This window comes from Nostoc sp., assembly GCF_036917635.1.
In the GTDB taxonomy this organism is placed as follows: domain Bacteria; phylum Cyanobacteriota; class Cyanobacteriia; order Cyanobacteriales; family Nostocaceae; genus Nostoc.
The window spans coordinates 1-19,604 of sequence record NZ_JBALCW010000064.1 but is presented as its reverse complement, the minus strand read 5'-3'; the positions used below and the strand labels follow the sequence as shown (position 1 = coordinate 19,604).

Below are 19,604 nucleotides of genomic sequence, written 5' to 3'. Positions count from 1 at the left end.
GGTTATTTCTATCTGTCACCGTCTTGCTTTCCAATCGTTTACTCAATTAACTCCTCCCCCGTCATTCGCATAGCGTGTTTTAGGTCACCTAACAGTTGAGCAACGTATTTGTACCTCTCCCCAGGTTGACCACCCGCACTCTTTCCCCTACTCTCCTCCACCCTTGACTCTCAACTATCAAGGATATGCCGTATCATCTCTAATTCTCCCACTATCTCCTCAATGTTCTCGCCAAGAGAAGGCGGTAAGCGGTACACCTGAGTTTTCACCCGACTCCCCATATCACCGGATAGATGCCGTGATAGCCAAGACAACTTCTGATGTATGGGTGAGGGTAGTGCTAAAAGGAGACTTGCCAAAACAAGCGAAGAAGAGGAGAGATATATCATTCCACTACACAGAATTGCAGCGAGTTAACAAGGGGAATGGTACGCATGAATCAACAGGTTCAAGCCAAGCAACTTAGATTAACGCAACCGCACCCATTCTCAAATTCTCAAGTGATATTAGGTTCATATTTCCCCCGGTCACCGCTAACCATTCCATCAATGTGTATGAATCGAACTAAGCTAAAATCCTATTATCCGAACATACACATTGATTGAACAGTGAGCGGTGACCGGAGGGAGGAAAATAAGTAAAAGTCAGATGTCTGAAGTGTAATTAATGGTGACTTGCCTTTTTACTACCCCCTGGGGGTGCAGGGTAAGGGAATTGCAAAAAGTTATGTTTTTTCTTAGAAAATTGATGTCATTTTGCAGATAGAGGTATGTTTAATTTAGTTGCAGTAGTTGTTGGAGTAAATTGGGACATAAGAGAGAGATACCCCTGGAAGGGTGAGCATTTTTTGAGCATGGTTACTGAGTAGTAATTTATACCTATCATTCAGGCTCAAAGGGTGAAAGTAAGGTGTTTGAGCATTGTGTGAGCATATTTAGGAGGATAATGGCTGAAAGTGTTGCTATTTTACGGAATTGGACATTTACGTGAAAATGAGTTAGAAGTCATCTAAATCACTTATCGGCGGCGAAACCACTGAAAAATATTCAGTTCGCCGCGCATTCTTTTAAGCTCTTGGCGGTTCTGTTCTGCTGTTGTATAATACCATTCACAATAACGTTGAAACTCTGACCGTGAACGAACTTCGTGGTAAAACTGATGAGTTGTTTGGTAAGCGGCAAATGCTTCCTCAACTTGGTGTTGAGGGGATGGCATAATATAAGGTAAGTTTTTAGACATAAAGTTAATAAAGTTAGGAGTTAGGAGTTAGGAGTTTAGAGTTAGGAGTTGGCAGTTAGAAGTTGGGAGTTAGAAGTTAGAAGTTTAGGAAATTACTACATTTCATAATTAACAACTCATAACTTATAATTAACAACTCCTAACTCTAATTAAAGCCAACCGCGTAAGCGATAAACTAAAGAACCAATGTACTCTTTTAAAGCGCTGGTAAATTGGTGCAAGTTGTCGGTATCAGGTAATAAATTCAGTATAGCGGCTTTGGGAGTGTTGCCGAGTTCTTGCAGTTCACCCTCACTAACAAGAAAGTCAGTCGGTGCAGGAATGACATTAATCCCTTGACGTTGGAAAATCTGAAGCGATCGCGGCATGTGCATTGCAGAAGTAACTAATAATACCTGATTTATGCTACGAGACGCCAAAATTTTGCGGACATTTACAGCATTTTGATAAGTATTTAGAGATTCAGGTTCTTGGATAATTGCCTCAGATGGAATACCAATAGATGTGAGTATTGTTGCCATATCTGCGGACTCTGAGGAACCACTACCACGCCAATCGATGCGCCCTCCGCTCAGAATGATTATAGGCGCTCTTTTTTGGCGATACAATTGGGCGGCATAAATAACGCGCTCGCCTGCTTCACTCAAATCGACGGTAGGTCTTGGGAAAAAAGCTGATTTGGTTGCGCCACCCAAAACTACAATTGCTTCTGCAACTGGTATTTGGGCGAGTGGAAGATTTTGCCATTCTAGCGATCGCACTAATGATTTAGCAATCCAAGCATTACTACAAAATAGCAATAAAGTCAAAGCAAAAGCAATTGCGATCGCCGCAGTGCGGGGTCGTTTCCACAACGTGACTAATGCTACTACCAAACTCACACAGGCTAATCCTAGTGGATAAAAAAATAGTGGCAGTAATTTGGAGAGATATAAAAACATGGCGGGGAATGGGGATTGGGGAGATCATGGAGATGAGGGAGTAGGAGAAAAACATTGATTATTGACTAATGTCCAATGTCCAATGCCCAATTCCCAATTCCCCATTCCCAAATTTACTACTTTTCCCAAAACCTGAAATTGATAATACTTCCAGAAGTGCGACGGTAACGGCGGGCGGGTCTTCTTGTTTGCCGTTTGTTGAGCCTGTCATTCGTTGGTTCAATTTCGCCCTCTTCTGATTCTTCAACTTGCAACTGAGTTCTAGTTGGTTCCTTACTTCCCCACCAAGCAGTAATCCAGCCTCCAGCTAAAGCTCCTATTGCACCTAGCAAGACACTCATGGGTGCTGGATACCCCAAGTATACAAAGCCAAGCATGAAAAATAACCAGTATTTTAGTCCTGTATCGACACCATCAGAGGAGGCGACAGTTGACGCCTGGGCGCTATTATCGGTTACATTTGTGATCCAAGTGAGGATAAAACCGCCCATAATACCTAAGAAGATGCTCAGGGCTGGTGCGGAGCCGGTCATTATTAATATAAATATTAAAAATGCCCCAAATAACAACTGAGAAAAGAAGCTGGGAGAAATACTGAAAAGGTCGTTCTTTTTGTCTGCCATAGAGTAAAAAAAGCTATTAACTAATTACTAATTCGTAACTCCTAATTTTCAATTGAATTAAGAATTACGAATTACGAATTACGAATTATCTTAATTGTGCCTGTTGTGGTTGAGTTGTATCCAAAATCTTTACGTAAGGTTGTTCTTCTTCAGTGAAAGGTTCAGCTTGTTTGATTTGTGAGTCTAATAAATCGGCGGTAGCATCAGCGATATCACCAGTGCGGTTGTTCAGACGCTGTTTTATAACTTCAAGGGGTGCTGTGCATTGGATAATCTGAAGGGAAAGTTGGTGCTTTGTAGCTTGAGCGATCGCTTCTTGGCGTAACTGCTGGCGATCGTACTTGGCATCCAAAATCACCGAAAAACCTTGTTTAGCCAGGATAATTCCCAATTCCAACAGTCGTGTGTAGGTTTTTTCGGTCATCTCAGGGGTATACAAATCATTACCACCTTTTTCCCACAAGGGAATTCCCCCTAAATGTTTCCGCACCGCATCCGAACGCAGGTGAATCGCTCCTAGTTGACGGGCTAAATGCCTTGCTGTGGTACTTTTACCAGAACCCGACAACCCCGACATCAAAATTAGTTCTCCCAGCTTTGGTTTAGTGTAGTCCCAAGCCTGTTTGTAATACTCAGCAGCCGTTTTTGTCGCTTCTTGCTTTACCGTCGCGGGTACACTCGGATCGTCTAGCAAAAATGAAGTTACCTTCGCTCGAACATAAGCCTGACGGCTTAAATACAAGGGTAGCACCTGCAAGCCTTCCCAGTCTCCAGTTTGCTCTATGTATGAATTCAAAAACGCATTACCCAAGTCTTTGCGCTCTCGCGCTGACAAATCCATTACCGTGAACGCCACATCGTACATCACATCGACAAAGCGAAACGGCTCATTAAACTCAATGCAATCGAACAGCAAGATTTTCTCGTGCCACAACGCAATATTTCTCAGGTGTAAATCCCCGTGACATTCACGAATATAGTTGTTATGAATTCTGCTAGCAAATAATTCTGGACATTCGGCAAAAAACTTATCTGTATATTGCTTTGTTTCTGTAAATTGCGCCTGAGTCTGGGGGCCACCAATATACTTTTCAGTTTGTTGATAATTCTCGTCAAAGGCAGCCCGAACTTTTGGCACTTCACCAAAACTGCTAATATAATCATTCGTCTGTGCTTCGGCATGATATTGAGCCACCACCCGTCCCAACTCATCTAGGTGTGTCTCATTCAACTTACCCTGTTCAAATAGTGTACTTAATAGCGACTCTTGCGGAAACTGGCGCATCTTTAGCACATATTCTACAGGCTCATCACTTCCTCCTAAATGGTATTGTTCCCCTACCAAAGTTATCGGCAAAACTTCTAAATACAGTTCACCTGCGCCTCGTTGATTCAACCGCAACTCTTCCTGAGAAAAATGTTGCCGCTTCTCTAAGGTGGAAAAATCTAAAAAACCAAAATTCATCGGTTTTTTTAGTTTATAGGCGTAATCTCCAGTCAGCAGCACATAAGAAATGTGGGTTTGAATTAATTGAATAGGTTCTGTTACTGGATGGGGATAAAATCCAGGTTGCAACATTTGCTCAATAAAAGCTGGAAGAGTCGCTTCTGTCATCTCTGTCCTCTGCGCTCTCTGCGCCTAGAAAGGTTCAAATACAAAAAAACCAGGAGTTCCCCCCTGGTATCATCAAAAATTATTACACAGTTTACCTAGCTTAAGAAGCTGCTTCAGTTTCAGTTGCTGTCCCAGCATCTTCAGCGCTAATTTGTGGTGGCAAAACGCTCACAACAAGTCGCTCCGATTCAGCTAGAGGTGTTACACCTTCAGGAAAGGGTATATCACTAATACTCAAGCTGTCTCCTATTTGCATGTTAGAGACATCGATTTCAATTACATCTGGGATGTTTTCTGGCGCACAACTCACTTGCAATTCGGTGATTACGGTGTCTAACACCCCACCTTCTTGTTTAACACCAACAGCAGTTCCCACAAAACGCAGCCGCACTTCTACAGTTGTGTCACCGTGGCCTGCAACCGCGAAAAAGCTGAGGTGGTAAGGCGTGCCTTTTGCTGGATGGATTTGAAGTTCCCGCAGCAAAGTTTTGCCGCGCCAAGGTGCATCAGCAATATTCAACTCAATCAATGTATTGTTGACTGAAGCTCTTTTGAGCAAGCGTTCAACAGTTTTAGCATCAATGGTCAAAGAAATGGATTCTGTACCCTTATGACCATACAAATTGGCAGGGATGAGTCCAGCACGGCGCAAAGCTCTTGGCTTGCTACCTTCTGGACGTTTTTGAGATTCGACTGTAATAGCCATAGAAGTTGTTAGTTGTTAATTAGAGTTAGGAGTTAGGAGTTAGGAGTTGGGAGTTAGGAGTTAGGAGTTAGGAGTTGGGAGTTAGGAGTTAGGAGTTTTGATTTAATTACTCATTCTTAACTCTTAACTCTTTAACTTTTAACTCTTCACTCTTAACTCTTCACTCCTCACTCTTAACTAAGCACTGAGTAGGGTAGCAGGTGTGCCGTCGGCCTGGAATAAAGCACGTTTGGGTCCGTGGATGGGGTCTTCTACGATTATGGTTTGATCGCGGCTTGCTCCTAATGAGACGATCGCAATCGGGACTTCCATTAATTCAGCGAGGAATTTTAGATAGTCCAGTGCTTGCTGTGGCAAGTCTTCCAGGGTGCGGCAGTGGGTTGTTGACACTTTCCATCCTGGTAAGGTTTTGTAGATGGGGCGACATCTAGCAAATTTACGAGAACTTGTGGGGAAGTGTTCGCTGCGTTGGCCATCTATGTTGTATGCGACACAAACTTGGATTTCCTCTAATTCGTCGAGGACATCTAGTTTAGTGAGTGCCATACAATCCATGCCATTAATCCGCACGGCATAGCGACCGATGACCGCATCAAACCAGCCACAGCGCCGTTTGCGTCCGGTGGTTGTGCCAAATTCTGCACCGCGCTCGCACAACAATTCTCCCAAGTGTCCATCCAATTCTGTGGGAAATGGCCCTTCTCCCACTCGTGTCGTGTAGGCTTTCGACACTCCAATTACCCGGTCAATCATTGTCGGCCCTACCCCTGTACCAACGCAAGCCCCCCCGGCTACCGGATTAGAGGAGGTGACATAGGGATAAGTTCCATGATCTAAGTCAAGGAGCGTACCTTGTGCGCCTTCAAACAAAATATTCCGCCGTCGCCCAATCGCATCGGATATTTTTAACGATGTATCAATAACGTAAGGGCGCAACCGTTCTGCATATCCCAAATACTCCTCAATCACCTCTTTTGCATCTAAAGGCGGCAAGTTGTAAAGCTTTTCTAAAATGACGTTTTTATAATTAATCGTCCACTCCAACTGCTCACGTAGCTCATCGGGGTTCATCAAGTCTAAAACCCGAATGCCTGTACGTTCAGATTTATCAGCATAAGTCGGCCCAATGCCCCGACCTGTTGTGCCGATCTTATGGCTTCCCCGTCGTTCTTCCGATGCCTGGTCAATCAAGCGATGATAAGGCATGGTTACGTGGGCTGTCTCAGATATCAGCAGGTGGTCAGTGGAAATATTTAGTTCTTTTAGTTGGTCGATTTCTGCAATCAAAATCTGTGGGTCGATGACTGTTCCACAGCCGATTATGCAATCGGTATTTGGATACAAAATACCAGAGGGAATCAAGTGTAGCTTAAAGGTCTGACCTTTAACTACAATTGTGTGTCCAGCATTGACACCCCCTTGGTAACGAACCACAACATCTGCGGAACGGCTGAGTAAGTCAGTTATTTTACCTTTTCCTTCATCGCCCCATTGGGCACCTATGACAATGACGTTAGCCAAGAGCTTAAATTAAGAAGTAAAGTTTCCACAAACTATTATTATTAACATCTTACTCATGTCATGTCAAGCTTATTGCAGAATAACTTAGTTTTCAATTCAGGCGGTTAGAAACCACCTATGTAGCGTTAAGTTGACATCAATGCCCTGCTTTTGTTTTGATCTTACGGATAGTGGAGGGTTAATTACAATTTCAAAAGTAGAGACATTGCAATGCAATGTATTTGTAAACATTATGGATAAACAAAGTATCCGATAGTATCACTGCTAAAAATGAATTTATATTAAAAATTAGCGGATTTATTTTTAACTATTATGTATAAATCATCATCTCAAAAATGCCGATATTTACAACTTTAAGAGATTGTATTTTGTTACCCGTGCTGTCACAATCATTAAAATATTCTCAGTATTTGCTTTTAATTTTAAATTTTAACTGATGGAGGGCATCTGCGGCAGAAAGGGCGATCGCATGAGCAAAAAATGGTATCGAGTCCAAAAGCTGAAAGCAATATTCATCCTAGCATTGGCAGTTGTATTTACTAATGCTGTAGTCTCCTATAGCAACACTGTTAAGCTGATTCACAATCAGCAATGGGTGATATACTCCTATAAAGTGGTTACTCAACTTGAAAGTATCCAATCTGCACTTAAAGATACTGAAACGGCACAACGTAATTACCTAATTACAGCAGATGCAGATGATCTAAAAATTTATATTGCAGCTTATCAACAAACTAATAAAAATATTGAACTTATTAGCAAGTTAACTGCTGCGAACCATCAAAACCAGCAGTGGATTTCTTTGCTGGAGCCGAAAATTAGCAACAGGCTCAAAATGCTGCAACAAGAAATTTTTCTCAGACAAAACCAGGGATTTGAAGCAGTTCGGCAACAAATCTTATCTAACAAAGACAAGCAAAGCAGCAAAGAAATCCAACAACTTATTCACGGCTTTTTAGAGGTAGAGCAAAATTTATTACAGCAGGGAATGCAGCAGTCGCAAGCAAGTTCCCAAAAGGCGATAGTCACATTTTTTATCGCTGCTATTGTGGATTTAGTGCTGGTGACGCTGCTATATGACTTGTTGTGGCGTTATATCAGACAACTTCAGCAGACAGAACTGGCCTTACGGCAAAGCGAAAATCGTTTACGAGCGATGATAGATGCAGAACCAGAATGCATCCAGTTAATTGCCGCCGATGGCACCCTTTTAGAAATTAATGCAGAAGGGCTGGCAATAATGGAAGTGGAAAGTGCTGATGTATTAATTGGTAAAGCTATTGATGAGGTAATTGTACCAGAGTATAGAGCAGCCTTTGCCGACTTGCATAAAAATGTCTGCCAAGGTAAGAAGGTGACTTTGGAATTTGAAATCGTGGGATTTAAAGGTACTCGTCGCTACATGGAAACTCATGCTGTACCACTGCGTAACGAATCTGATGATACGTTTATCCATTTGGCACTGATGCGAGATATAACCCAGCAAAAACAGGCAGAACAGAAAATCCGTGAACAAGGGTTGCTGCTGGATGTATCAAGTGATGCGATTTTGGTGCGAAATATCTACAACCAAATTTTGTTTTGGAATCAAGGTGCTGAACGTCTGTACGGCTGGAAGACTGGGGAAGTTGTCGGTAAAAATGTTTTGCAACTTTTGTATAAAGACATTTCACTACAGCTAGAAGATGCTTACTTGAGAGTGATGAATACGGGTGAGTGGCGGGGTGAGTTGCATCAACTGACAAGGGAAGGTAAAGTAATTATCGTTGAAAGTCGGTGGATACTGATGCGGGATGATAATGGACAACCCAAATCCATTTTGAGTGTGAACACCGAGATTACGCAGCAGAAACAACTAGAAGCTCAACTTCTGCGATCGCAACGTTTGGAGAGTATCGGCACTTTAGCTAGCGGTATCGTCCATGACCTCAACAATATACTATCGCCAATTTTAATGTCAGTTCAACTGTTGCAGAAAAAATTGCCTGATTCGCAGAGTCAGCAAATACTGCAAACTTTAGAAAATAATGTGAAACGCGGCGCTAATTTGCTCAAGCAAGTGTTATCTTTTGCACGGGGCATCGAAGGTAAACAGACAATTTTCCAAATTCAGCCTTTGATAGCAGAAATTGAGCAAATTATCGCTCAAACATTCCCCAAATCTATTATCTGTCAGATAGATATCCCTAAAAATCTGTGGTATGTCCGTGGAGACGCAACTCAACTACATCAGGTACTGATAAACTTAGTAGTTAATGCCCGTGATGCTATGCCCAATGGCGGTATATTGAGGATGGCGGCAGAAAATCTGGTGATTGGTGAACATTCTGCCCAGATCAATATTGATGCTAAAACGGGTTCTTATATTGCGATCGTGGTAACTGATACTGGTATGGGGATGTCGTCAGAAGTCCAGCAACGGATTTTTGAACCATTTTTCACCACCAAAGATGTAGGCAAAGGTACTGGTTTAGGACTTTCCACAGCGTTGGGTATTATTAAAAATCACGGTGGTTTTCTCAATGTTTACAGTCAGGTAAACAGAGGAACTCAATTTACAGTGTACTTGCCTGCCTCAACATCTAAAGACACACATTTGCTATCTCCAGATTTGGAATCAGTTATAGTAGATGGGTAATTGATTTTGCTGGTGAAAGTATCACAGACTATAAAAATTCTATCAACCAAAACTTTCTGCCCATGTTAGAAATTAGTTAATAGAAATAAAAAATATAGCAGGATTAAATCATTGGTGAACAATAATATCCCCGACTTATTTGAGAAGTCGGGGATATTATTGTCTCGATTTTCACAACTCATTTAGGATTGCTATATCAGTTAATATGATCATGGTCTTAATTTAAATCCGCAATAGGGATTTTAGTAATTTTCAAGCGTTTCAATCCCTATGAAAGATAAGGTATTTTTCAAAAATATAGCACAGATACATGCTATTATTCAATTTACTCTATTTGGCGTGTGTAGACGTTCAAAAATTAAATCAAGTTTTGCGGTACAATGTGGAACTGTTCGCCGCGATCGCGTAACGTCCTGATAGCATTAACGGCATCCGAGTTCATTGGATGGCTAAGGTTTAAATGTGAGAAAAATTAAACTACTGGGTTTGATATTTATTAGTTTGGCAATGGTGTTGTGGTTTAATTTGCATTCCTCAACACCGTCAATACCAACTGTTGCATCTTCACCACCAAAAACTATCCGTTACTTCGAGCGCACTTTGCCCCAAAGCATCGCTCACATTCTGTTGATTCCAGCTAATAGCAAATTTTTGGTAACTCCTGCACTATCACAAAAGGTAAGCACCGTAAAGGAATTTGCCCAGAAGCATCAAGCCGTAGCTATCTTGAACGCAGGTTTTTTTGACCCAATTAATCAAAAAACTACATCTTATGTTGTCATACAAAGAAAGTTGGTTGCTGACCCCAAAGAAAACGATCGCCTGGTGAACAATCCCGACTTAAAATCTTACCTGAGTCAAATTTTAAATCGCGCAGAATTTCGCCGTTACTCATGTGGAAAGACTCTTCGCTATGATATTGTCCTGCATAATGCGTCACAGCCAGTAGGTTGTCAGTTAGTCGATGCTATAAGCGCTGGCCCAAGCCTATTACCAGAACTAACTTTAGCAAAAGAAGGCTTTGTAGATAATGCCACCAAACGAGATGCACTTGGCAGCAACCAACCGAACGCCAGAACTGCCGTAGGTATTACCCGTGATGGCAGCATTATATTAGTTATGGTGGCTCAAAAACCCTCTGCTCCCACTAATTCTGGGATATCTTTACCAGCATTAGCTGATTTTATGAAAACTCTTGGTGCTGATAAAGCGATGAATCTTGACGGGGGGAGTTCGTCTTCACTTTATTACAATGGCAAAACCTTTTACGGGAAGGTTGATTCGGAAGGAAATTCTATCAAGCGTCCGGTGAAATCAGTTTTGCTGGTTCAGGAAAACTAGTTATCTGTCTCATTAATTTTGCGGGGCTGCGAGAACCCCGACTTCTTCAAGAAGTCGGGGTTCTGAACACCACGAACCTCTGAAAACTTTTGGGACAGACCACTAGCAATACTGCTCGGTTTTTGGATTTTTCGATAGTGTTTTAGACCTGTAGAGACGCGAAATTTCGCGTCTCTACACAAGGTTTTTAGTCTTATCCGAGCAGTATTGAGACCACTAGTTTTGAATGCTATCTAAGAGCTTGAATGAACAAGTCTAATTTAATACCAGTCCTGGCGATTAGAATAGAGCCCAAAACTTGTTCATTCATCCTCTAAGGGAGCAAGTCTTTACTTTCCTGTTTCCGCCGACTGCGAAAACCCTGTTTTCCATTAACTTGGTCAAAGAGAACATCGTATTTATCAAAAAATGCGATGCCAGTATTTACAAATATAGTCAGTTCTGCTTGTGGTGAAATATTCAAATTCCAGCGATTAAATCCGTCGCGGGTTCCTGGTGTCAAGCTGTAATCAAAAATGCCATTGATTGCTACTTTCAAAGCATTTGCTGAACCTAATACTCCTGGTTTGAGTTTAGCTGCTGTAGAAGCTGATTTGAATTCAGTCAAACCATTAATAGTTCCAGTATCAGTAATCATTGTGCCATTACAAGAATTTTTAGCAGAACTCCCAGCAAGAGTTAGACAAACTTTGCTCACTTGAGAGTCCCATCTATCACCAGGTACATCATTAATTTCAGGTTGTTTACTCCAAGCAGCCATTTTGAAATCTGCTTGATTATCAGCAGTTAAACCGAGAATTAAACTGCCATTCTTATTACTACCACCATTTCCAATCACGATAAATCCGTTACTCAGATTGCCTAGTAATTTTCTCAACGGATTATAGAGAACTGACTTTTCAAAATAGTTGACACCGATAATACCGGAAAATGGCACACCATTCTTTGCTGAACAATTAGGCTTTTGGGCAGTACATTGACGATTAGTAACAATCTGTACCGGAATGGGTTCTGCGGTGGGAAGCAAACCAAATCGGATATTAGTATAAACTAATTCGCCCTCCAGGATAGTACCATCACTTAATACCTCCTTGATATTTTGTCCGGTTCTGCGGATAGGGGCATTACCTAAAAACTCTTTGGGAACTCGCAGCCCTGCTGACCCTGTATCTAATAAGATACGCTTTGGTTGACCACCTGCGATCGCCATTTCCAAAAAATAGCCGCGAACCCGTTGACCGAGGGAAGGTTTTGTGTATAAAGGTAGGGATATAGTATCAAAAGTTGGCTTGCGGGGTGTATTTTGAGAGATATCGCGCAACGCTGAATTTGGGTAAAGAGCCGCAAATGCTGACTGTCGTTGTGCTGCTGGTTCAGGCGCGATATCCCAAAGGCTTTCGTAGTAGAAAAAGCCGATACCTAAACCGCGTTGTTGCGCTGCTTCTACCTGGGATTGAATTTGTGCTATGGAAACTGGGCGATTTCGTAACCCAGCCATAATACCAATACCAGTTGGGATGACTTGTTTTGTTTCTAAAATTTCTGGGCGGTTAATTTGAGCGATAAAACTTTCTAAATCATTACGGTATACTTGCATAACCAACTCATCGACAATACCCAACCGTACCCAGTTGAGCCAATCTTGCAGTTGCAGCTTGTAGGCGAAATCATAATAATTAGGAGCAATTGAGAAAATAGCATTGGGTTTTCTAGCTTTCACAGTTTGGTGGAGGTCTACCATGAATGCAGTAATTTTATCTGCTCGCCATTTTATCCATGCTGTGGCTTGGGGATTGGGTGGGGGAGGATTGCCAGTTTCTTGAGTATATAGACTAATTGTGTATTTATCGTAACCAAAATCCACAGGTAAACTAGTATTGTCGTCAAATTGAACGCCATCAGCATCGTATTGAGTAATGATTTCCATCACGAGTTCGGTGATAAACTTTTGCACTTGCGGGTGAAACGGATTCAACCACGCTACTTCACCCGCAGCACTAATTGAAGTTTGAGTCTCATCCGCCTTTTGTGTCAGCCAATCTGGATGCTGCGATGCGAGTTCCGAACTTAGGGGAACCATGAAACCAAATTCAAACCAAGGTATTACTAGTAAGCCTTCTCTGTGGGCTTGGCTGATTATGTCTGCAATCACATCTTGTCCATCTGTTCCCTTGAAGAAAAAGGGAATACCCATTTTTTGCATGATGGCGCTGGGGTAATATGTATAGCCATCGTTCCACACTACTGGATAAACAGTGTTAAAGTTTAACTGCCGCAGTTGGCTCATGGCTGCAAGCACCTTTGAGCGATTTCGGAAAACGTTAAAATCGTTACCACTCAGCCACACTCCCCGAATTTCTTGACGAGGTTGAGGAGGTAGTTGGGCAAAGCTAGGGGCAAAGCTATTGAGTAGGAATACCGCAACGAATGATATTAGACATAATAATGGCAGCAGATGCTTCTTTAAAAGCCACCAACCTTGATGAATCAAAGGCGCTGCAATACCAGACGCTTTACGTAGCTTCCTGCGACATAGGAGTAAGCCTCTACCTACAGGTTTAAATAGTAAGTTAGTTAGAGTAGCATTAATTTTTATGGTTTTTTCCCAGAACTGAGTTGTCATTACTTCTACTTACTAAATTAGGTTAATTGGTTATATTTCATTCCATATCAACGTTGAATTGCTGCACCAGGAAAACTGATACAGTAATTTAGCTGCAAGATGGTTGACGCAGTTATAGGGTTAGTAGTGCCAAATAGAAATGTTTCAAAGTAACCTGTAATATATTTTTGCTGCTCTCATACCAATTTTAAAAATGATTGCGACAGATGGATAGAGAAAACCTAGAGACACTAAGCGGTTTCCAATCCAAAATCTAAAATTCAAAATCCAAAATGGTATCACCCCCAATACTGCTCGGATAAGACCAAAAGCCTTGTGTAGAGACGCGAAATTTCGCGTCTCTACAGGTCTAAAACACTATCTATAAATCCAAAAACCGAGCAGTATTGGTATCACCCCTACCCCTGGTAGATTTTTTGCATAGCACCATTCCTCTTATTGAAATTAAGTCACAATGATAATAGGCAATCATAGAGGGTGCTGTTATGTCTGGTCTAATTCAAACTGTTCGGAACTTGTTCCTTCGTCTTCAAGGCTTGCTTGATGTTTTATTCAAAAGTGTTTCCAATTTTTTCGGAAATTTCTTTGGTTTTTTTGGCAACCTGTTTGGATTCAATAGCTCTGGTTATTTCTTGGAATCTAATCAGGAGCAAGGTATAAAACAAGCTTCTGCAAAAGAGCCAGTCGAAACGAATCAAGATAACACTCCTAAAATTTCCGCCACTACCCGCCGTCGTCCTAATGCCAAAATTGACGACTACTTTCTCAATATGGCTCGTGATGTGAAAAAGAATTAGGGAACTCCAAGAAATAAATTATCCAATCTTGTGGGGTGGGCGACACGAGCGCCCACCCCACAAGAAATAATTGTTTGATATCTACTATAAAGAGCGATGTCTACGACGGCCTATTCGGTGTCGCCTCACACTCTCCATTTAAATCGAGTTTCGTAATAAGCGATCGCATCTCATACGTGTTTACTTTTGCCTTGGCGAATGGAATAGAACGCGGCTACACAGGCTTTTGCCCGCCTGTGCAAACTAAGGTCAAATTAAGGTTTTGAAACCCACGGAGGTGGGTTAAGTCTCCTTTAGACACGGTTTCTAACCGCCCATTTCGCTAGCCTCTAAACCCTAGCCCCAAAAGAAATCTGTTACCAAAACAGAAAGCACAGATGAGTCCGCTAGCTGCACCTATAAGCAATCATATTTTCTTTGGGAAAATTCGCGGTTTCTAGATCCCCGACTTATTTTAGAAGTCGGGAATCTAACTTTTTATGAATGATTTAGGCGTTGCTATAAGCTATTACAATTCGTTATACCATTTAACTTTAATAATGATACAAATACGCTGCTGTTTGGGCATGGCATTGCGATGCCCCTACAAGAAATCTATATGTATCACGATTTTCGTGAATTGGTATCACTATCCGAATCCCCAACTAAATGATTATGAATATCAAACGTCGGGAATTTATCACAACCTGTGGACTAGCTACACTAGCCACCCAGATACCATCACTTACTGCTGAGGGTAAGCCATCTCCAAACACCAGCCGCAAGCCGCCCCGCCTGCAAGCTGGCGATACTGTAGGATTGATTTCCCCTGCGGGTATCGTTGACGTTAAAGACATCGAAGCAGCGCAGCAATCCATTACACAATTAGGGTTAAAAGTCAAGCTAGGGAAGCATATTTTAGACCGTTACGGCTATTTAGCAGGTAAAGATAGCGATCGCGCCCAGGATGTAAACTTGATGTTTAGCGATCGCACCATAAAAGCAATTATTCCCATGCGTGGTGGTTGGGGTTGTAATCGCATTTTACCTTTACTCAACTACTCGCTAATCCGCTCCCAGCCGAAAATTATCATCGGTTACAGTGATATTACGACGCTGTTGTTAGCAATTAATGCCCGTAGTCAAATGATTACTTTTCATGGGCCAGTTGCTACGTCTACCTGGAATCAATTTACAGTGGATTACTTCAAGGGCATCCTATTTAATGCTGAAGCGGTAACTATGCAAAATCTCAACCCTAGCGAAGTGCGGGTGGAGACAATAGCACCGGGAAAGGCCAGAGGTAAACTTGTGGGTGGAAACTTGTCAATTTTATCAGCGATGGTAGGTTCACCTTACCTACCTTCTTGGAACAAAAGCATTCTGTTTGTGGAAGAAGTTGGCGAGGATGTTTATCGGATAGATAGGATGCTGACGCAGTTAAAAACTGCTGGGATACTTAATCAAATTGCTGGCTTTATCTTTGGCCAATGCACTAAATGTAGTCTTGGAGATGAACCGTCATTTACATTAATGCAAGTATTGCAACAACACATACTTCCTTTAGGTATTCCTGCTTGGTATGGTTCAATGATTGGTCATATTAAGGATAAATTTACTTTGCCAATCGGTGTAGAAGTGGAAATAAATGCTGAACTTGGGACAATACGAATGTTAGAGGCGGCTGTTAGTCTTGTGTGAAGGAGACAGGAGGTTATACCAATTCTGTATGAAGGTGCGCCGAACTATATGAGGAACGAACCGCAAAGGACGCAAAGGACACAAAGAAAATTTGGCGCAGCTTCACAAATAAATGGTATTAGAACCCACATTCCGCACTTCAAAATGTATTATCTATCTTTTCAATAAAAATTCCTAATAATGTTCAAATTATTAAGTATTAATATTGAATACCATTGGCGATTTATGTTGTTGATTTAACCATTTTTTTCCACATATGGGAAATCTACGCATATTACACGATGAAGTGCGGAAAGTCGGTTAGAATATAAAAATAGTGACTCACATTTTATCTAATAAACATCTCCGAAAAAGAATGTAGAGACGCGAAATTTCGCGTCTCTACAAGGGTTCTGAATAACGCATATTTAATTTCTGGAGATGTCTAATATGTAGGGGCAATACCCTGCGGGAAGCCGATGCAGCGTCTACATGAATTGCCCCTACGGTAAATAAAGGCTTTCACTGCCTTTTTGCGTAAGTTCTAATTATCTATGGGGGAATGCTTTATTTTTTGCAAGTCCCCTAACACCCCTTAAGGAATGTCTAACTTATCACCATCTCTTAGTGTGTCAGTGTTTACAGAGGTGGTTCGATCAATAATCTCTACTGGGAGTGATTGGGGTGAGTGAGTTTCAACACTTTTCCTCATGCCAACATCTTCAGTTTTCACCTGCTTATTATCTACAAGCAGCCGTTCATCTAATCCTACGCCCTGATTACTAGCTGGTTTGACCTCTTGGGCTGCACCCTTTACTGCATTCGCTGTCTCTTTTGCTGCATCTTTGAAAGCTGGTTTGGCTTCCTGAACTGTCTCTTTAACAGCGTCCGCTACATTTTTAACGGCTGGTTTGACCTCTTGGGCTGCACCCTTTACTGCATTCGCTGTCTCTTTTGCTGCATCTTTGAAAGCTGGTTTGGCTTCCTGAACTGTCTCCTTAACAGCGTCCGCTACATTTTTAACAGCTGGTTTGACCTCTTGGGCTGCACCCTTTACTGCATTCGCTGTCTCTTTTGCTGCATCTTTGAAAGCTGGTTTGGCTTCCTCAACTGTCTCCTTAACAGCGTCCGCTACATTTTTAACAGCTGGTTTGACCTCTTGGGCTGCACCCTTAATTGCATCAACTACAGATGGCTTGGTTTCCTGAACTGTCTCCTTAACTGCCTCTACTACATCAACAACGGATGGCTTCACCGCTTGTGCTGTATCTTTCGCTACTTCTGTTATCTCTTCTACAGAGTGGTTAACAGTCTCACCTATACTCTTTGCTGCATCTACTATACCTTCAACAGAATCGTGAACAGCTTCAGATGTACCCTTGCCAGCCAAAGCGCCTGCTACCGCACCTGCGACAGCACCAACTACACCACCAACTCGACCACCAAGTATACCACCAATCGCTGCACCAGCTATACCAGCACCAATGCCTGATCCTGAAGATTGAGCATCGGTTTGCTCTTGCTTGGGGTCGGTATTTTCGTCATACTTATCTGCTTGTTGCTTATTCTGAGTCATAATCATCGTCTCCTTTATATTTGCAGCGTCCAGATAAAGGACTATGTGTATCAAGTGGGAGCAAGGCGAAAAAGTGAGAAGCAACAAATAATGTCACTTTAATGTCACTTTAAAAACTTTTTCAAGCTGATAGCATCAGTAAAAACACTAAAAAAACGGTAATTTTGCCCAGTTTCCTATCAATAAAATTAGTTTATTGATAGGAAAAATCAAATCTCACAAAATCGCGTTGCTCCCGTATCAACTTTGGGAATGCTTACTTATGATGACCAAACCATTTAGAGGCGATCGCTCCTAAAGCTGCTCCTACCACTGGATTACTGAGAAACTTAAGAATCGCTGGTTGTTCAGCCATCACTTCTTGGAAGATGTCAGGATGGCTATGATATGTGAAAGATGCCAGCTTGCTGAGGTCATCTGCACTTATATGGCTAGGGTTGTGGGTAGAAAGTCCCAAATCTCGCTCCAGATGGCGCTCGTCTAGACCTCTTTGCTTTAAGTGCTTGAAAAATGACCGCGCAACATCATCCCGTTCGTTAGGCTTAATCTGAGCGATCGCCTTCTGCAATTCTGGCTCCATCTGGCTGGGAGGAATGCTGTTATGGTTGAAAGACCGACCAAATAATTGCCGACGTTCTTCGTGGGATGAGCGTTCAGCAAAATCATCAAAATTTTGGTATTCCTTGGTTGGGTCAGATGAAACATCATCTAAAGATTCTGTATTACCATGCGCTAAGTCATTCAGAATTTCGCGTTTATACTTATCACTGCTGCTCATTTTAAATGTCTCCTTTTCTACTTACAATCAACTGAATTAATTCAGGTTTTTCCAAAATTTTGAGTCGTTAAGCTAAAAAACATCTAATTTGCATAACCCTTATTAAATATAACTATTGTGGGGTGGGCATCCTGCCCGCCTAGCTTATGCAAGTTTATTTGTGGAACAGCTTATTTATACTCAATTTGCTGAGATTGCACATCATACTGAGCCGTCAAAATCAGTTTTTTGTCTGGTGCATACATCAAAACTTTTAAGTCTTGCTTCGGAAAATTTTGGTGAAAACCTTGGAGTAAAGATTTTGCTAATGGTCGCACTTCCGTCGGACGAACTTGAGGCGCAATCACGACACCTAACTTATTGTTGTCACGTACATAAGCATCTTGGACAATTCCCTTGGCTGTAGCGACAACCCAGTTCCCAAAATCTTTACCCTGTACACTGTTACCGCGTGACAACAAGTCATAGTCAGCACTATGACTGATTGCAGGCGGTAATTGAGTTGGTTGTTTAGCTTGAACAGTACCACTACAGGCGGCAGTCGTTGTTAATACTAATACCAACACTAAAGCTGTTAAAACCTGACGAAACTGTTGAATTATTTTCAATTTAACCACCTCATCTAAACTAATGACTCTTTTGCAATATCAAGCTTCTGAAAGTAATTTTGAGTAGAAGTAGGTAGAAAACCCATTCCTACTATAGCGTTTCCTAACCAGATCAGGTACATCATAGCCCCCTTTCCGCAAGCGATGAGGGGGTTGGGGGTGGGGTTCAGTACCTACTGAACCGAGAACCGCTATAACTCAAATGCAATCACCTTTGTGATTTAAGTAGGTTAACCCCGGTCAGTTTTATTCTCTATTCGAGTTCCATCAGCGTCAACATTTAATTCTTCGCGTCGAATGGTTTCTTCAGCTTCAACGGTTTCTTTGTCTACAACTTTCTGCACTTTGACTTCTTCTCGCAAAAAAGCTTCCTTATGGATATCTGCAACTTCTTCATAGAGGTCTATATGCGCTACCTCGCCCTCGGCAAAGTCAGTCGCTTCAGCAGACACAACTTTGCCTGTGTCTTGAGAAGTCACTCGCTCAATCACGACTCGCTCTTTTTCCACCGGAACAGCAACTCTTGCAGTTTCGGTTTCAACACGCTTACTAATCGCTACTTCTCCGCTTTTTCGGCGCTGTTTATTAGCAACTAGCCTTTCTTGGTAAAGTTTGAAAGTTTGATCTTCGTGAGCGCTGACATCATATAGATCCGCGTCGTCTGCGTAGCTGTACTTGTCAGGACTAGGAGTAGTGCGGCCAACTGTTGATCCTAGCGCAGCTGAACTTTCTACAGACGGTGTGCGATATCCTCCCCGCACCTTTTCTTCATAGTCGTAGTCAAGTGTTGTATGCTCTTGATATTCAGGTAAATTTTCCGCTTGCTCTCTTGTTATACCAACGACATATAGAACCCATTTGACATCTAAGAAGGTGCAGCAAGCCTCTTAACCATCAACCGAATAAAACAAAGATTAACCTTGGCAGTCGCATTAGCTA

The 19,604-nt window shown here is 41.9% G+C and carries 16 protein-coding genes; 5 read left to right on the top strand and 11 right to left on the bottom strand.

Annotation, left to right across the window (positions count from 1 at the left end):
• The first annotated feature begins 163 nt into the window (after positions 1-163).
• Positions 164-466: a hypothetical protein gene (locus tag V7K32_RS16290; protein ID WP_334994874.1), complete on the top strand. Its 303-nt coding sequence runs from the start codon at positions 164-166 to the stop codon at positions 464-466.
• Between the two features lie 551 nt (positions 467-1,017).
• Here V7K32_RS16290 and V7K32_RS16285 read toward each other — a convergent pair.
• From V7K32_RS16285 to V7K32_RS16260, 6 genes are all read right to left on the bottom strand, one after another.
• Positions 1,018-1,239, bottom strand: a complete 222-nt coding sequence (locus tag V7K32_RS16285) for a hypothetical protein (RefSeq protein ID WP_334994873.1) — start codon at positions 1,237-1,239, stop codon at positions 1,018-1,020.
• 149 nt (positions 1,240-1,388) lie between these two features.
• Entirely contained in the window at positions 1,389-2,180 is a 792-nt protein-coding gene (locus V7K32_RS16280; RefSeq protein WP_334994872.1) for a YdcF family protein, read from the bottom strand.
• A gap of 116 nt (positions 2,181-2,296) precedes the next feature.
• Positions 2,297-2,803, bottom strand: coding sequence for a hypothetical protein (locus V7K32_RS16275; protein WP_334994871.1), 507 nt, complete (start codon positions 2,801-2,803; stop codon positions 2,297-2,299).
• 85 nt (positions 2,804-2,888) lie between these two features.
• On the bottom strand, positions 2,889-4,418 hold the full coding sequence (locus V7K32_RS16270; protein WP_334994870.1) for a bifunctional aminoglycoside phosphotransferase/ATP-binding protein: 1,530 nt from the start codon (positions 4,416-4,418) through the stop codon (positions 2,889-2,891).
• Positions 4,419-4,518: 100 nt separating this feature from the next.
• Entirely contained in the window at positions 4,519-5,124 is a 606-nt protein-coding gene (locus V7K32_RS16265; RefSeq protein ID WP_334994869.1) for a 50S ribosomal protein L25/general stress protein Ctc, read from the bottom strand.
• A 177-nt stretch (positions 5,125-5,301) separates the two neighbouring features.
• Positions 5,302-6,645 (bottom strand): adenylosuccinate synthase, encoded by a 1,344-nt coding sequence (locus tag V7K32_RS16260; RefSeq protein WP_334994868.1) that lies wholly within the window; start codon positions 6,643-6,645, stop codon positions 5,302-5,304.
• A 436-nt stretch (positions 6,646-7,081) separates the two neighbouring features.
• Here V7K32_RS16260 and V7K32_RS16255 point away from each other — a divergent pair, with 436 nt between their 5' ends.
• Together V7K32_RS16255 and V7K32_RS16250 are read left to right on the top strand one after the other, a co-directional pair.
• Positions 7,082-9,283 carry a PAS domain S-box protein gene (locus V7K32_RS16255; protein WP_334994867.1) on the top strand — a complete coding sequence of 734 codons (2,202 nt, stop codon included), beginning with the start codon at positions 7,082-7,084 and terminating at the stop codon, positions 9,281-9,283.
• A 462-nt stretch (positions 9,284-9,745) separates the two neighbouring features.
• Complete coding sequence (locus V7K32_RS16250; protein ID WP_334994866.1) at positions 9,746-10,624, top strand: phosphodiester glycosidase family protein; 879 nt, start codon at positions 9,746-9,748, stop codon at positions 10,622-10,624.
• A gap of 313 nt (positions 10,625-10,937) precedes the next feature.
• On the opposite strand, the gene V7K32_RS16245 is transcribed toward V7K32_RS16250, so the two are convergent.
• The gene (locus V7K32_RS16245; protein WP_334994865.1) at positions 10,938-13,247 is read right to left on the bottom strand and encodes a glycoside hydrolase family 10 protein; all 2,310 of its coding nucleotides are present in this window, start codon (positions 13,245-13,247) and stop codon (positions 10,938-10,940) included.
• A gap of 485 nt (positions 13,248-13,732) precedes the next feature.
• On the opposite strand from V7K32_RS16245, the gene V7K32_RS16240 reads away from it, so the two are divergent.
• Entirely contained in the window at positions 13,733-14,044 is a 312-nt protein-coding gene (locus V7K32_RS16240; protein ID WP_334994864.1) for a threonine dehydratase, read from the top strand.
• A 654-nt stretch (positions 14,045-14,698) separates the two neighbouring features.
• Complete coding sequence (locus V7K32_RS16235; protein WP_334994863.1) at positions 14,699-15,724, top strand: S66 peptidase family protein; 1,026 nt, start codon at positions 14,699-14,701, stop codon at positions 15,722-15,724.
• 574 nt (positions 15,725-16,298) lie between these two features.
• Here V7K32_RS16235 and V7K32_RS16230 read toward each other — a convergent pair.
• The 4 genes from V7K32_RS16230 to V7K32_RS16215 form a co-directional block, all read right to left on the bottom strand.
• Entirely contained in the window at positions 16,299-17,279 is a 981-nt protein-coding gene (locus V7K32_RS16230; RefSeq protein ID WP_334994862.1) for a hypothetical protein, read from the bottom strand.
• 256 nt (positions 17,280-17,535) lie between these two features.
• Positions 17,536-18,057 carry a hypothetical protein gene (locus V7K32_RS16225; RefSeq protein WP_334994861.1) on the bottom strand — a complete coding sequence of 174 codons (522 nt, stop codon included), beginning with the start codon at positions 18,055-18,057 and terminating at the stop codon, positions 17,536-17,538.
• 170 nt (positions 18,058-18,227) lie between these two features.
• Complete coding sequence (locus tag V7K32_RS16220; RefSeq protein WP_334994860.1) at positions 18,228-18,665, bottom strand: hypothetical protein; 438 nt, start codon at positions 18,663-18,665, stop codon at positions 18,228-18,230.
• Positions 18,666-18,895: 230 nt separating this feature from the next.
• The gene (locus V7K32_RS16215; protein ID WP_334994859.1) at positions 18,896-19,426 is read right to left on the bottom strand and encodes a YsnF/AvaK domain-containing protein; all 531 of its coding nucleotides are present in this window, start codon (positions 19,424-19,426) and stop codon (positions 18,896-18,898) included.
• Positions 19,427-19,604: the final 178 nt, after the last annotated feature.

Excerpts from the sequence above, each read along its gene's own strand:
- V7K32_RS16275 (WP_334994871.1), bottom strand. The coding sequence starts at position 2,803 with ATGGCAGACAAAAAGAACGACCTTTTCAGTATTTCTCCCAGCTTCTTT.
- V7K32_RS16280 (WP_334994872.1), bottom strand. The coding sequence starts at position 2,180 with ATGTTTTTATATCTCTCCAAATTACTGCCACTATTTTTTTATCCACTA.
- V7K32_RS16270 (WP_334994870.1), bottom strand. The coding sequence starts at position 4,418 with ATGACAGAAGCGACTCTTCCAGCTTTTATTGAGCAAATGTTGCAACCT.
- V7K32_RS16255 (WP_334994867.1), top strand. The coding sequence starts at position 7,082 with ATGGAGGGCATCTGCGGCAGAAAGGGCGATCGCATGAGCAAAAAATGG.
- V7K32_RS16285 (WP_334994873.1), bottom strand. The coding sequence starts at position 1,239 with ATGTCTAAAAACTTACCTTATATTATGCCATCCCCTCAACACCAAGTT.
- V7K32_RS16240 (WP_334994864.1), top strand. The coding sequence starts at position 13,733 with ATGTCTGGTCTAATTCAAACTGTTCGGAACTTGTTCCTTCGTCTTCAA.
- V7K32_RS16225 (WP_334994861.1), bottom strand. The coding sequence starts at position 18,057 with ATGAGCAGCAGTGATAAGTATAAACGCGAAATTCTGAATGACTTAGCG.
- V7K32_RS16245 (WP_334994865.1), bottom strand. The coding sequence starts at position 13,247 with ATGACAACTCAGTTCTGGGAAAAAACCATAAAAATTAATGCTACTCTA.
- V7K32_RS16235 (WP_334994863.1), top strand. The coding sequence starts at position 14,699 with ATGAATATCAAACGTCGGGAATTTATCACAACCTGTGGACTAGCTACA.
- V7K32_RS16230 (WP_334994862.1), bottom strand. The coding sequence starts at position 17,279 with ATGACTCAGAATAAGCAACAAGCAGATAAGTATGACGAAAATACCGAC.
- V7K32_RS16265 (WP_334994869.1), bottom strand. The coding sequence starts at position 5,124 with ATGGCTATTACAGTCGAATCTCAAAAACGTCCAGAAGGTAGCAAGCCA.